Raw genomic sequence first — 13,616 nt, forward strand, 5'->3', positions numbered from 1 at the left:
AGTTTGACTCATCGAGTTTTGGTTAAGCCTGTGCGGCGATTGAGCATTTTCAGGGCGTGATGCGTTAGCATCTCAGCGCCCTGGTATAAAAGGCGTCATGCCTTGAAGATTAACGCCGCACCGCCTGCTATGAAAGCGAAGCCCAGCAGATGGTGCCAGGTAAAGGCTTCCTTGAGATAGAGGACCGAAAACAGGCTGAAGATCACCAGTGTGATAACCTCCTGAATGGTCTTCAGTTGCGCCGCCGAATAGACCTCATGTCCGATGCGATTGGCCGGAACCGCGAGGCAATATTCGATCAGCGCGATACCCCAGCTTATGAAAATAACGGTGATAAGTGGCGTGCTGGTGAATTTCAGGTGCCCGTACCAGGCGAATGTCATGAAAACATTCGAACCGATGAGAAGCAGGATCGGCAGAACGCTTGGCGAAATCAGTGCTGACATGGAAATGACTTTAGGGACCGGGAGGATGTTGTCTGCGGCATGGCCCGAAGCCGCAGCACGGTGATAAAACAACGGCGGCATTTTGCCAATGCTGCCCCGATTACGCCACAGCCCTTAACACCGGCGCTGACTCTTCCTTTACGCTTGCGGGCTAATATTCGGGAAACGCCATCGGTCTGGTCTCCTGAAGAAAAGGTATGGACATGAGTTCTGTGTTGTCCGCCAACGCTCCAGTCAGCCGCCAGCGCTCCCGGTTGCGAGGTCTGGCTCCGTCATTATCCATCGCTCTGCTGGCCATCATCGCCGGTTGTTCCGGTGAAAGCGCCCCGCGTCCGCAGGCCAGCGTCGGCAATTCGGATATGATGGTACCCGACGCGCCGGTCGCAAGTGCTGCTCCAGTTAATGCCCCTGTCGTGGACGCACCTGTCATGCCGGAGCCACAGGAAGAACGCATCGTGGGGCTTGCCGAAGAGGAAGAAAACCACGTCGCGCGATCCACACCGCAGAGCCAGCCGCAATATTCCGGCGACTACGGCTTCACAGCACCTATTCAAAACCCGGTAACAGCCGCTGAAAACATCTACACGATGTCCAATGCGGAAGCCGCCTGCCGCACGCGCCTGAAGCGGCTCGGCGTTGTATTCAAGGAAAAGCCGACGATCTATCGCAGCAGTTCCTGCCAGATCGCAAACCCCATCGAGGTATCCGGTTTCAACAGCGGGTCCATCGCCTTCAAACCGGCAGCAACGCTGAACTGTCAGGTGACCGAAGCCTTTGCGCGCTGGATCAAGGGCGACCTGCAACCCGCCTCCCGGATGCGCTATCTGTCCGGCGTAAGCACCATCTATAATGCCGGGGGCTATTCCTGCCGCACCATGAACAATCGTCGCGGCGCGAAAATGTCGGAACATTCACGCGGCAACGCCATCGATGTCACCAAGATCGTGCTGAACAATGGCAAGAACATCATGGTGCGCAAGCCGGGATTCTTCGCCTTCCGCGAAAAGGGCCTGCTCAACAGCGTTCGCTCCGATGCCTGCGGCTATTTCACGACAGTTCTCGGCCCCGGCTACAATCCGGAACATGCCGATCACTTCCATTTCGACCTGATGCAGCGCCGCAGCGGCTATCGCACCTGCAAATAAGCCCGGCGCAATACCGGGCTTGACGTTTCTTTATTCTTCCTGCGGTACCGGTGTCGGCTTGCCGTCCGCATCCAGGGAAACCATGATGAATTCGGCATGCGTAACAAGGTCGCGTTTATCGCTGAGATAGCGCTTCGCCCACGCCTCGACCCGCAGTGTGATGGAAGTGCGGCCTACCCGCGTTATTTCCGTGTATACGCAGAGCGTGTCACCGATCTTTACCGGCCGGGCGAATGACATTTCGCGTACCGCCGCCGTCACCGTACGCCCCTTGGCGCGCTCGGCGGAACGGATGCCAGCAGCCATATCCATCTGCGCCATCACCCAGCCGCCGAAAATATCATAGGCTGAATTGGCGTCCTTGGGCATGGCGGAAACGCGGATGGTCAGCGTGCCATTCGGCTCATTGTCAGTACTCATCAATGTCAGTCCTTAAGTGCTTGAGAGAGTCGGCCTCTAATATGAGACAAGCCCGGCGCGAAGAAAAGTACCGCGCAAAGCGCTTAAACCGTTAGAATGCAGCCCGATTTCAGGATGTCGATATTCATTAATCATGAATTGAAATCGAAGAATCGTGATGCACGTAAATAATAATCCCCATGCTATAAGTAAACAACAGAAGTATATTAGAGGAATAATATATGAAACTATCGGTAAAATCTTCCATAGTTACATTAGCGCTTCTTGTTTCAACAAATGCTTATGCATCATCGGCAATCGTAACATCGACAATTAATCTGCGCGTCGGCCCCGGCACCCAGTATGGCACCATCGGATCGATACCGAACGGCGTTGGCATTGCTGTGGGCGGCTGCACCAGCGGTTATGGCTGGTGCCAGGTCACCTATGGCGACATGACCGGATGGGCTGCATCCAGCTACATCGCCATTCAGACGGGCAACGGCTACACGACAAACGACAATTTCGGATCGACTGCCGCCGCTGTCGGCATACCGCTCATCGCAGGCATGGTCATCGGCTCGGCTATCGCCAATAGCGGTCCCGGCTGGGGTCCTGGCCCTTATCGCGGCTGGGGTGGCGGCGGCAATGTCTATAATGGCTGCATCGGACGCAACTGCCAGTCGAACTGGGGACCGCCACGTCCGCATTGGACGGACCGTCCCGGCTGGCGGGACAATCCGGGATATCATCCCGGCTTCGGTCATGGCTTTGGTCCGGGCCCTCGTATGCGTCCCGGCGGACGGCTGTAAAGCGCGCCGGAATTACCCCGCCTCCTGACAGCCTTCTGTCAGGAGCATCGCCGGATAGAAGACGGGTGCGGAGGATTTCTCCTTCACACTCTTTTCATTTGAACGCTGAAATTCCATATTGAGGACATGGCTTCCTCAAAAGACAAACACTCCCAGGATTCGCACAACAAGGCTGGCGGCTTCGGTGAAGCGCCACAGGCCGAGTTTTCGGGTGCGCCGCTATCCGGTTCCCCCCTGTCCGGTTCTATCGCCGATTGGGCGAAGGAGATTGGCGACGAGGCCGCGAAGCCGCGCGGCAGCGGCGCGAGCGCGAAAAGCCCGAAGCAACCAAAGAAGATTCCCGAGCGCAGCAAGGAAGCGTCGCGCACGGGTCGCGGCACGTCGATGGGCGGCGCCGCTTCCGCCAAGGAACGTGCGGCGGCTGGCCTCAATCCGGTTGCCGGCCTCGATATCAGTCTGGAAGACGCTGCCGGGCTCAATCCTTCCGGTGCGACGGCGACGGTTCAGGCCCTGTCGGACCTGATTGCTTCCGGCAATCCGCTGTTCAAGAATGGCGAACTCTGGACGCCTCACCGCCCGTCCCGCCCGGAAAAATCCGAAGGTGGCATCGCCATCGAGATGGAAACCAGTTTCGAACCGTCCGGCGATCAGCCGACGGCTATTCGCGATCTGATGGAAGGGCTGGAGAATGACGACCGCACGCAGGTTCTGCTCGGCGTCACCGGTTCGGGCAAGACCTTCACCATGGCGCAGGTCATCCAGCGGACGCAGCGCCCTGCCCTGATCCTCGCGCCGAACAAGACGCTGGCCGCGCAGCTTTACGGCGAGTTCAAGAACTTCTTTCCGAACAACGCCGTCGAATATTTCGTTTCCTACTACGATTATTACCAGCCGGAAGCCTATGTGCCCCGCTCGGACACTTATATCGAGAAGGAATCGTCCATCAACGAACAGATCGACCGTATGCGCCACTCGGCCACGCGCTCGCTGCTCGAACGCGACGATGTGATCATCGTCGCTTCGGTCTCGTGCATCTACGGTATCGGTTCGGTCGAAACCTATACGGCCATGACCTTCGAAATGAAGATCGGCGACCGGCTCGACCAGCGCCAATTGCTCGCTGATCTCGTGGCACAGCAATATAAGCGGCAGGACATTAATTTCGTGCGCGGCTCGTTCCGTGTGCGCGGCGATACGATCGAAATCTTCCCGGCCCACTTGGAAGATCGCGCCTGGCGCATTTCCCTTTTCGGAGACGAGATTGAAACCATCACCGAATTCGACCCGCTGACCGGCCAGAAAACAGGCGAGCTGAAATCGGTCAAGATCTACGCGAATTCGCACTATGTGACGCCGCGCCCGACTCTCAATCAGGCGATGAAGTCGATCAAGGAAGAGCTGAAGCATCGCCTCGACGAACTGAATCGGGCCGGTCGCCTGCTGGAAGCCCAGCGCCTCGACCAGCGCACGACCTTCGATCTGGAAATGCTGGAAGCAACCGGTTCCTGCGCAGGCATCGAAAACTATTCGCGCTATCTGACCGGCCGCAACCCCGGTGAGCCGCCGCCAACGCTGTTCGAATATATTCCCGACAACGCGCTGGTTTTCATCGATGAAAGCCACGTCACGGTTCCGCAGATCGGCGGCATGTATCGCGGCGACTTCCGCCGCAAGGCAACACTTGCCGAATATGGCTTCCGCCTTCCGTCCTGCATGGACAATCGCCCGCTTCGTTTCGAGGAATGGGACGCCATGCGCCCGCAGACCATCGCCGTTTCGGCGACGCCGGGCGGTTGGGAAATGGAGGAAGCGGGCGGCGTGTTCGCAGAACAGGTCATCCGTCCGACCGGGCTGATCGATCCGCCCGTCGAAATCCGTCCTGCCAAGTCGCAGGTTGATGATGTGCTCGGCGAAATTCGCGAAACGGCGCAAAAAGGCTATCGTACACTGGTCACGGTGCTGACCAAGCGCATGGCCGAAGACCTGACCGAATATCTGCATGAACAGGGCGTGCGTGTGCGTTACATGCATTCCGACATCGACACGCTGGAGCGCATCGAAATCATCCGCGATCTGCGCCTCGGCGCTTTCGACGTGCTGGTCGGCATCAACCTGCTGCGCGAAGGTCTCGACATTCCCGAATGCGGCTTCGTCGCCATTCTCGACGCCGACAAGGAAGGTTTCCTGCGTTCGGAAACCTCACTGGTCCAGACAATTGGCCGTGCAGCGCGTAACGTCGACGGCAAGGTCATTCTCTACGCCGACAATATTACCGGCTCGATGCAGCGCGCGATGGACGAAACCAGCCGCCGCCGTGAGAAGCAGGTTGCCTACAATGAAGAGCACGGCATTACGCCTGCCTCGGTGAAGAAGAATATCTCGGATATTCTCGGCTCGGTTTACGAGCGCGATCATGTCCGCGCGGATATTTCGGGCTTCGCGGAAGAAGGCGCGATGATGGGCAACAATCTTGCCGCCCATCTGGAGCATCTGGAAAAGCAGATGCGCGACGCCGCTGCCGATCTCGACTTCGAAAAGGCCGCGCGCCTGCGCGACGAAATCAAGCGCCTGCGCGAGACGGAGCTGGCTATTGCCGATGATCCGCTGGCACGCGAATTCGAAGCGGGCGATGCGGGTGCGGGACGCAACAAGGGCAAACCCACTGGCAAATCCCGTTTCCGCAAGCCGACACTGGATGAAATGGGTGCCGACACGACACGTCCGGCCGGTAAGCCATCTCTGTTCCAGAAGCCGTCGCTCGACGATATGGGACCGGGCACCGACATGGCGAAACCGCTGTTCCGCAAGAACACGCTGGACGAGATGACGGTCAAGCGGACGGAAGTGCCTGCTGGCGGAAATGACGCGGCGATCCGTCGTGAGCGCGCTGGCATCGGGTCTTACGAAGACCCGGCCGAAACGGCACGCAAGAAGCGCCGCCCCGGCAAGACAGGCCGTCCGGGACGGTGATTGGGGCGCAGTGATTATGTGTTGGAGGGCTTACCAGCCTTCCAACACGATTTTGCCCTTCGCCTTGCCGCTTTCAAGCACACCATGAGCTGCCTTGAGATTGGCGGCATTGATCGGTGAAAGAGCCTCCGTCAGCGTTGTCTTGACCTTGCCTTCATCAACCAGTCGCGCGACTTCGTTCAACAGCCTGCCCTGCTCACCCATATCTGCGGTCTGATAAATCGGGCGCGTGAACATCAGTTCCCAGTGCACCGACACCGACTTGCGCTTGAACGGCATGATGTCAAGCTTGTCCGGATCATCGATCAGCCCGAACCGACCCTGCGGCGCAATGAGACCAACGATTTCGGAAAGGTGATCCAGTGTCTGCGTCGTCGAAAAGACGAAGGCCGGTGCACCGATCCCCAAAGCTTCAACCTGTTCGGCCAGCGGCTTGCTGTGGTCAATGACATGATGCGCTCCGAGCTGCTTGACCCATTCCTGCGTTTCCGGTCGCGAAGCCGTCGCTATCACCGTCAGATCGGTCAATGCGCGTGCTAACTGGATCGCGATCGAGCCGACACCACCGGCCCCGCCAATAATAAGAATGGCATTAGCCGCACCGGCGACAGGTTTGCGCACATCCAGTCTGTCGAACAGCATTTCCCATGCGGTAATCGACGTTAGCGGCAAGGCCGCAGCTTCGCTATTGGCGAGCGATGCTGGCTTGTGCCCAACGATGCGTTCATCGACAAGATGAAACTCGCAGTTGGCACCCGGACGAACCAGCGAACCTGCATACCAGACCCTGTCGCCGGACTTGAAACCCCGCACCTGATCGCCGGTCTCCACGACGGTGCCAACCGCATCCCAGCCAAGCACTTTCCATTGGCCAGCCTCGGGCGAAACGCCGTTACGGATTTTATAATCAACCGGATTTACTGAAACTGCCTCTACCTGAACAAGCAGATCGCGCCCAGTTGCAGCCGGCTTGTCCAGTGTCACATCGACGAGCGAATCCACACACTCCAGTTTACCGGCCTTCTGATAGGCAACAGCTTTCATTGTCTTTGCTCCATTTGCTATGGACCAAATATTAGACTACCATCGATTTACATAAATACGCACAAATATCGCCCATAGTGTCTATATTTGTACTTAGTATACGAAGGATACCAATGTGACCAAGGCCAAGCATTCGCGTTTCGACTGTAGCCCCGGTTGTGCGGTTGAAGCGGCCATCAGTCTGATCGACGGAAAATGGAAAAGCGTGGTTCTTTTTCACCTCATGGACGGTACGCTTCGGTTCAATGAAATCAGGCGGCAGATACCCGGCGTCACGCAGCGCATGTTGACCAACCAGCTTCGAGAGCTTGAAGACGATGGCCTCATCGAGCGCAAAGTCTATGCACAGGTGCCGCCAAAGGTGGAATACAGTCTTTCCCCGTTGGGCCGCAGCATCGAGCCCATTTTGCTTGCATTGAAAGAATGGGGTGACGCCAATATCGACCGCTTTGGCAAACCGGTGAGAGAACCATCATCCGTTCAGGATGCGGTCTAAAAAAAGGCGGCAATTGCCGCCCTTTCATGTGAGCCACCTTTACCGGCACTGCCCGCCATTCATGATGCGATAACCCGCGCGGTCGGCTTCGCAACGATTGGGGAAAGTGCGGCGGTCGTTGCCGCGTATTGCGCAGACCGGCCTGTATTCCCGTGTACACGCACCGACTCCGGGCCTGCCCGGCCTGTTGCCCTGATGCGGCGGATGCATTCCGCCTGCGCCGCCCCATCCCGGGCCCGGCCTTGACGAGCATTGGCCATTTGCGATGATGCGATAGCCCTCCGCTCTTGCCTGACATGAATTGCCAAAGGTTTTGCGTGAAGAGCCGCGCGTGGCGCAAACTGGCGCATAATTCATGGGACAGATTTGCGGCTGTGACGGTCCGGGGCGCATCGGTGGGCGATAATCCGGCCCGCCTTCGGCCACGCAACCGGCGAGAAGCAGCGCGCCCGCAAGCACAGCCAATTGTCTGAGTCGATGAAATTGCATTTTCCTCTCCTTTTGTCCCGAAGGCTAAGATGGCGCAACCTTCGATAAGAGCAAGTCTTTTCGCAAAAGTGCAAAACCTTGCAGACCATATCGACAACCTGCCGATATAGGTTACCTTGGCCGAGGTTGAGGGGCGGAACAGGCAGCATGAATCGTTACCGGCGCAGCATAGCGATTATCTTGGCTTCGCAGCTTTTCAGCCTGCCTTTCGGCGTCGCTTCACCTTACGCAGCGAGCGAACCGAACCCACCGGTCTATGCGCCACCGTTACCGCCGGAGAAGAAAACGCCGACTGTCGGTCGCATTTGCCAGCTCATTGGCGCCAATGCCGATGCCCATGGCATTCCGCGCGATTTCTTCGCCCGGCTGATCTGGAAGGAAAGCCGTTTCGACCACAATGCCGTCAGCCCTGTGGGCGCTGAGGGTATCGCGCAATTTATGCCCTACACGGCAAAGGAACGCGGCCTTGCCGATCCCTTCGACATCGAGCAGGCTATCCCCGCATCGGCGAGTTTCCTGCGGGATCTGAAAGGTGCCTTCGGCAATTGGGGCCTCGCAGCCGCCGCCTATAATGCAGGGGCCGGGCGTGTTTCCAACTGGATACGGTCCGGCGGTTTTCTGCCCCTCGAAACAGAAAATTACGTGCTGGACATTACCGGCGCCCCCGCCGACGACTTTGCGGCAGGCAAGGAGATCGTGAACCGTCCGCTGGATCCAAAGCTTGCATTCAATGCGGCTTGCAAGCGCCTGCCCATCATCCGCAGCGCCACCATTCCAATGTCACGTGTGAAACCCAAGCCGTGGGGCATACAGGTCGCAGGCAATTTCCGCCGCAGTGCGGCCGTCAATCAATGGGCGCGTCTGCGCAAGCAGTTCAGTGCCGTGCTTGCCGGCCACGATCCCGTCATCAGCCGGATTCGGACACCGATCGGTCGCCGTGGTATATATGCAGTACGCATCGGGGCAGACAGCCGTGGTGAAGCCGACGGTATTTGCGCGAAGCTGCGCGCCGCCGGTGGCGCATGCATAGTTTCGCGCAATCGATGAGAAAACCCAAAAATTTCCCAATATATCCGCGATATATTAGGGATAGCCTGTTCTATTTTGGAAACAGCTATACGATTTTCTTGAAACAATCGTAAAAAATCCAGACGATACCGGTTCAAAGATAACCAATCATGTACCCCCCAAAGAATTTGCTTGCCAAATACCGCATCATAGATCAGTCTCCACCTGTTCGGGCACTTAGCGAACAAATGGAAGACTGGAAGAACGGCGTGCCGGGGCCGCTATAAGTTCCGGGTCGAAGGCTCCCCTTCGGCAATGATCGGTTCCTTCCCAATGTCGAGAACTGCCTGCATAACCCTCTGCCGGGTGTGTGGTGCGCTTGGCAGAATTTGTAATACCACTGTCTCCCACAAGAGCAGTGGCGCCAAGGAAAAGGAACGGATCCAATGGCACAGACCGGACTGGTCAAATTCTTCAATACCGAAAAAGGCTTCGGTTTTATCAAGCCGGACGACGGTGGCGCTGACATCTTCGTACATATCTCAGCCGTACAGGCTTCTGGCCTCACTGGCCTCGCAGACAATCAGAAGGTTTCCTACGAGACGGAACCGGATCGTCGCGGCAAAGGCCCCAAGGCCGTGAACATCACCGTTACCGGTTGATCGTTCATAAAAGAACCTACCTTTTACCCCGGCTTCTGCCGGGGTTTTTTATTGCCCTTCGTCGCCGATAAGCGGCCGGCAGTTCAGGCGCGAAATATTACAGATGCTGCATGTAATTGACCGGAAACGAACAGCTTTTCATCGCCCTTCACCATTGTTCAGCCTCCATTCATGTCGAAAGAGTTAATCAGTTATTCATAAACGATACGTGCGTGCCTGTTCGGCGAGCGTATCGGAGAAATTACAGTCGAGCTTCTGAAGGAGCGAACAATGAACCGATTTGCGAAAACAGCCATCCTGGCAGCGGCGTCCCTCGCGGCAGTTGCCGCACCGCTCGCAACAGCATCGGCAGATTCCTGGGGTCGTCATGGTTGGGATCGCGGCGGCTGGGACCGTCCCTATTATCGTGGTCGGCATCACAACAATGGCGACGCTGTCGCCGCAGGTGTGATCGGCCTGGCAGCAGGCGCCCTCATCGGCAGCGCGCTGAGCCAGCCGCAGCCGACCTATGTGCAGCCTGCCCCGGTTTATGCACCGCCTCCACCGCCGCCTGCTTATTACCCGGCAGCCCCGGCTCGTCAGGCGACTTATTATCGCTCAAGCTATGAGCCATGGAGCCGCGGCTGGTATCAGTATTGCTCCGATCGTTATCGGTCGTTCAATCCGAATACCGGCACCTATCGCGGTTACGACGGACGCGATCACTTCTGCTCCGCCAACTAAAGCCGGAGTTTAATAGGAAAAGCCGCCTTTAAAGGCGGCTTTTTTATTTATGCATATCCGATGTCGTTCAAAAACGGATTGGAACGCCGCTCATCGCCGAACCGGCTGCCGGGACCGTGCCCGCAAATGAAGCCGATATCGTCGCCGAGTGGCAGCAGCTTTTCCTTGATGGAGCGAATCAGCGCCGCGTGATCACCGCCAGGCAGATCGGTACGTCCGACCGAGCCGTTGAAAAGCACGTCACCGACAATGGCAAACCGGGCTTCCGGGCTGAAGAAAACGACATGTCCCGGTGCATGGCCCGGCGTATGGAAGACATCGAACTCGTGACCGGCGACGGAAACCTTGTCGCCCTCGTCGAGCCAGCGATCCGGCGTGACATTGCGCGCGCCTTCAGTGATGCCATATTTCAGGCCGGTCGTTTCCAGATTATCGAGCAGGAATTTATCGTCCTTGTGCGGGCCGATAATGTCCACATTCAGGGCTTCCTTGAGATCAAGAGCAGCCGCAGCATGATCAATATGGCCATGCGTGATCCAGATGGCCTCGACATCGATCCCTTGAGATTCAATTGCCTCCCGGATGCGATCAAGATCGCCGCCCGGATCGATCACGACCCCCTTCTTGGTCTCGCTGTCAAACAGAATGGTGCAATTCTGCTGAAAAGGCGTGACGGGAACGATAATGGCCTGCAATTGCCCCATGTTCTTTACTCCACTCGATATGCGGTTTTCCTGTTCACACATAATGGTCAGCCGTGGCCGCGTGAAGGCTTTGTAAAATAAAAACGGACGGCGAATAGCCGTCCGTTTTTCCCTCTCCGACAGTTCGTCTTGCCGATCGTCCCCACAATCAGGCAATCAGAGCATGTCTCCCGAAAATGGGAACCAGCTTCGGGAGACATGCGTAAGACTAATGAATAGAGCACTTTCAATCCGATCGAAATGCGCTCCAATCAAAGCTTATTCCGAAAAGCGGGTTCGCTTTCCGGGCTGAAGGCTTCTCGCCTCCACAGGGGGCACTGCATCATAAAGGGCTGCGCCCCAAATGCATCAGGCCTTGGCGGCCATCGAGTTCTTGATCAGGCCGACAATAGCCGTCAGCACGATACCGCCAACACCGCCGCCCGCCAACTGACCGACAACGCCATTGAGCACCGAATCCAGGCCCCCGCCGGACAGCATCGGAAGGAGCTGACCGAGGATGACACCACCGATGCCACCAGCTACCGTGTTACCCGTGGTACCTAGACTGATGTTCTTCACGGCACCGGCGATGTTGCCACCAACCGCGCCAGCGACAAGCTGGAGAATGATAGGTAGTAGAGATTCCATAATCGTCACCCCATCTGAGTTTTAAACCGGAATAGTGCGAGTCCGGTCCAAAAAATCTTGGACTGAAACTGCCCAATGTCAAACAATAAGCGACGACATAATTAAAAAGCGGCCCGAAGGCCGCTCTTTTTCTGTTTAAAACTCAGTTACTCTGCTGCCACTCGCTTTGGCTGAACTTCTGCAGAATAGTCATTCATTAGAACATTTGTAATTTCGGAAGGCTTGAAACGGTATTGACCGATCTCGGACACCGGCGTCACTTCCGCTGCTGTTCCGCACAGGAAGCATTCAGAGAAACCGGCAAGTTCTTCCGGCATGATTGCCCGCTCGATGACTTCGATACCGCGACGCTTGGCAAGATCAATGATCGTGCGGCGCGTAATACCGTCAAGGAAACAGTCAGGCTTCGGCGTATGCAGCGCTCCATCCTTCACGAAGAAGACGTTAGCGCCGGTTGCTTCGGCAACCTGTCCGCGCCAGTCGAGCATCAACGCATCGGCATAGCCCTTGGCTTCGGCGGCATGTTTGGAGATCGTGCAGATCATATAGAGACCGGCAGCCTTTGAACGCGAAGGCGCGGTACGCGGGTCCGGGCGGCAATATTCGGCAATATCAAGCCGGATGCCCTTCATTTTTTCTTCAGGCGAGAAATAGCTCGGCCACTGCCAGATGGCGACTGCAAGATGAATGCGGTTGTTCTGCGCCGAAACGCCAAGCGATTCCGAACCGCGCCAGGCAATCGGACGCACATAGGCGTCTTCAAAACCCTGCTTCTTGAGAAGTTCACGGCAAGCATCATTGATTTCTGCAACGCTGAAAGGAATCTCGAAGCCGAGAATGCGCGCAGATTCGTGCAAGCGTTCGGTATGCTCATTAAGCTTGAATATCTCGCCGCCATAGGCGCGCTCGCCTTCAAACACGGCACTCGCATAATGCAGGCCATGGGTCAGCACATGAATCTTTGCATCTTTCCAGTCGACGAATTCTCCGTCCAGCCAGATAAATCCGTCCCGTTGATCGAATGGAATCGCAGCCATTTTCTTGCTCCTGAATATTTCGCGGCGCTGTCTCGAAACCGATTTCCGGTCGGGCAACCTTTTCCGCAACCTGTCTTCCCCAATTAAATCGATATAACTGGTGAGACGGCCACCTTTTTCTGCGTAATTGCTGGCCTTTTTGTTCGAAATGCTCTGAGGTCACGCAAACATATTGCGCGAATCCCAGGCGGAGCATGCATGGAAAGAAAATAAATCCTCCACCGGGATAGAATATTGCGGCAACCATTCTCATCATCCATCTTTTGGACGGTGACGGAAAGCCAGTCAGCGCAATTATTCCTCCTCCTTGCATGCGTCAGCGCGAACATTATTCCAAAAAAGCCAGCCTACGCTTATCGAAAATTATCTGGGCGATTGAATTATGTCAATAATGCTGACATATTTAACGCGACAGAACGGAGCACAGATGTGAATTCGACGAACGATATGAATTATATAAGCAATCCGTTGACGGCTGAGGAGGCGGCCGATCTCAACGTGATCGAACTTCTGTTTTTTTCCTATCGCGATTTTACCGCCGACCCTGATCTTATTCTGGAAAAGATCGGATTCGGGCGGGCACATCACCGAGTTCTCTACTTCATCAACCGGAAACCCGGCATGACCGTTGCGGAACTGCTGGAGGTTTTGCGGATCACCAAGCAGAGCCTGTCGCGCGTGCTCAAACAACTGATCGATACCGGCCATGTGGTTCAGGCCACCGGCCTGCATGACCGCCGCCACCGCAAGCTCTATCCGACCAAGAGCGGTCGCCAGCTCACGCTAGCGCTGGCCCTTCCACAGTCGCGGCGCATCGCACGTGCACTGGAAGACTGCGTACCGCAGGACCGCCAGGTAATCGAACGCTTCCTCTATAATATGGTCAATCCCGAACGGCGGACGCAAATCGACGAGTTTTCCGCAGAAGACAGCTCTGCCCGGCAAGGTTGAGAGGAAGTGTTACGTAAAGTAGCAGTAAGTGCTTGTATAAAAACGCTTCCGTGCAGGCAGTGAATGGACGTGCCGCATTCCAGTGAGTAATATGCCGTGC

Annotated in this window: 15 protein-coding genes; 8 read left to right on the top strand and 7 right to left on the bottom strand. The window is 56.4% G+C overall.

The genetic code is table 11. The annotated features are described in order from the left end of the window. Positions 1 to 95: 95 nt before the first annotated feature. Positions 96 to 446 (bottom strand): DMT family protein, encoded by a 351-nt coding sequence (locus ACYSN1_RS14485; protein WP_461726572.1) that lies wholly within the window; start codon positions 444 to 446, stop codon positions 96 to 98. 203 nt (positions 447 to 649) lie between these two features. Between ACYSN1_RS14485 and ACYSN1_RS14490 the strand changes: the two genes are divergently transcribed. Beyond that, the gene (locus ACYSN1_RS14490) at positions 650 to 1,591 is read left to right on the top strand and encodes an extensin-like domain-containing protein (protein ID WP_461726573.1); all 942 of its coding nucleotides are present in this window, start codon (positions 650 to 652) and stop codon (positions 1,589 to 1,591) included. A 30-nt stretch (positions 1,592 to 1,621) separates the two neighbouring features. Here ACYSN1_RS14490 and ACYSN1_RS14495 read toward each other — a convergent pair whose 3' ends face one another. Beyond that, the gene (locus ACYSN1_RS14495) at positions 1,622 to 2,011 is read right to left on the bottom strand and encodes an acyl-CoA thioesterase (protein ID WP_109987208.1); all 390 of its coding nucleotides are present in this window, start codon (positions 2,009 to 2,011) and stop codon (positions 1,622 to 1,624) included. A gap of 221 nt (positions 2,012 to 2,232) precedes the next feature. Between ACYSN1_RS14495 and ACYSN1_RS14500 the strand changes: the two genes are divergently transcribed. Both ACYSN1_RS14500 and uvrB read left to right on the top strand, forming a co-directional pair. After that, positions 2,233 to 2,802, top strand: a complete 570-nt coding sequence (locus tag ACYSN1_RS14500; RefSeq protein WP_461726329.1) for an SH3 domain-containing protein — start codon at positions 2,233 to 2,235, stop codon at positions 2,800 to 2,802. A 126-nt stretch (positions 2,803 to 2,928) separates the two neighbouring features. After that, on the top strand, positions 2,929 to 5,772 hold the full coding sequence (gene uvrB, locus ACYSN1_RS14505) for an excinuclease ABC subunit UvrB (RefSeq protein WP_461726330.1): 2,844 nt from the start codon (positions 2,929 to 2,931) through the stop codon (positions 5,770 to 5,772). A gap of 30 nt (positions 5,773 to 5,802) precedes the next feature. Here uvrB and ACYSN1_RS14510 read toward each other — a convergent pair whose 3' ends face one another. After that, complete coding sequence (locus ACYSN1_RS14510; RefSeq protein ID WP_461726331.1) at positions 5,803 to 6,816, bottom strand: zinc-binding alcohol dehydrogenase family protein; 1,014 nt, start codon at positions 6,814 to 6,816, stop codon at positions 5,803 to 5,805. A gap of 115 nt (positions 6,817 to 6,931) precedes the next feature. Between ACYSN1_RS14510 and ACYSN1_RS14515 the strand changes: the two genes are divergently transcribed. Continuing rightward, complete coding sequence (locus tag ACYSN1_RS14515; protein WP_461726332.1) at positions 6,932 to 7,312, top strand: winged helix-turn-helix transcriptional regulator; 381 nt, start codon at positions 6,932 to 6,934, stop codon at positions 7,310 to 7,312. A 39-nt stretch (positions 7,313 to 7,351) separates the two neighbouring features. Here ACYSN1_RS14515 and ACYSN1_RS14520 read toward each other — a convergent pair whose 3' ends face one another. After that, positions 7,352 to 7,801, bottom strand: coding sequence for a Kazal-type serine protease inhibitor family protein (locus ACYSN1_RS14520; protein ID WP_461726333.1), 450 nt, complete (start codon positions 7,799 to 7,801; stop codon positions 7,352 to 7,354). 147 nt (positions 7,802 to 7,948) lie between these two features. On the opposite strand from ACYSN1_RS14520, the gene ACYSN1_RS14525 reads away from it, so the two are divergent. The 3 genes from ACYSN1_RS14525 (at position 7,949) to ACYSN1_RS14535 (ending at position 10,194) form a co-directional block, all read left to right on the top strand. Beyond that, positions 7,949 to 8,848, top strand: coding sequence for an SPOR domain-containing protein (locus ACYSN1_RS14525; protein WP_461726334.1), 900 nt, complete (start codon positions 7,949 to 7,951; stop codon positions 8,846 to 8,848). Positions 8,849 to 9,255: 407 nt separating this feature from the next. Further along, a complete protein-coding gene (locus tag ACYSN1_RS14530) occupies positions 9,256 to 9,471 on the top strand; it encodes a cold-shock protein (RefSeq protein WP_010659637.1) in 216 nt (71 codons plus the stop codon). A 270-nt stretch (positions 9,472 to 9,741) separates the two neighbouring features. Next, positions 9,742 to 10,194 (top strand): BA14K family protein, encoded by a 453-nt coding sequence (locus tag ACYSN1_RS14535; RefSeq protein ID WP_461726335.1) that lies wholly within the window; start codon positions 9,742 to 9,744, stop codon positions 10,192 to 10,194. 47 nt (positions 10,195 to 10,241) lie between these two features. Here ACYSN1_RS14535 and ACYSN1_RS14540 read toward each other — a convergent pair whose 3' ends face one another. The 3 genes from ACYSN1_RS14540 to ACYSN1_RS14550 all read right to left on the bottom strand — a co-directional run bounded on the left by ACYSN1_RS14540 (position 10,242) and on the right by ACYSN1_RS14550 (position 12,565). Continuing rightward, a complete protein-coding gene (locus ACYSN1_RS14540) occupies positions 10,242 to 10,898 on the bottom strand; it encodes an MBL fold metallo-hydrolase (protein ID WP_461726336.1) in 657 nt (218 codons plus the stop codon). Between the two features lie 348 nt (positions 10,899 to 11,246). Further along, the gene (locus ACYSN1_RS14545) at positions 11,247 to 11,528 is read right to left on the bottom strand and encodes a hypothetical protein (RefSeq protein WP_109987217.1); all 282 of its coding nucleotides are present in this window, start codon (positions 11,526 to 11,528) and stop codon (positions 11,247 to 11,249) included. 146 nt (positions 11,529 to 11,674) lie between these two features. Then, entirely contained in the window at positions 11,675 to 12,565 is an 891-nt protein-coding gene (locus ACYSN1_RS14550) for a branched-chain amino acid aminotransferase (RefSeq protein ID WP_461726337.1), read from the bottom strand. Positions 12,566 to 12,994: 429 nt separating this feature from the next. Here ACYSN1_RS14550 and ACYSN1_RS14555 point away from each other — a divergent pair, with 429 nt between their 5' ends. Continuing rightward, complete coding sequence (locus ACYSN1_RS14555) at positions 12,995 to 13,516, top strand: MarR family winged helix-turn-helix transcriptional regulator (RefSeq protein WP_461726338.1); 522 nt, start codon at positions 12,995 to 12,997, stop codon at positions 13,514 to 13,516. Positions 13,517 to 13,616: the final 100 nt, after the last annotated feature.

The sequence above is a fragment of the Brucella sp. LJL56 genome (genome assembly GCF_054871705.1).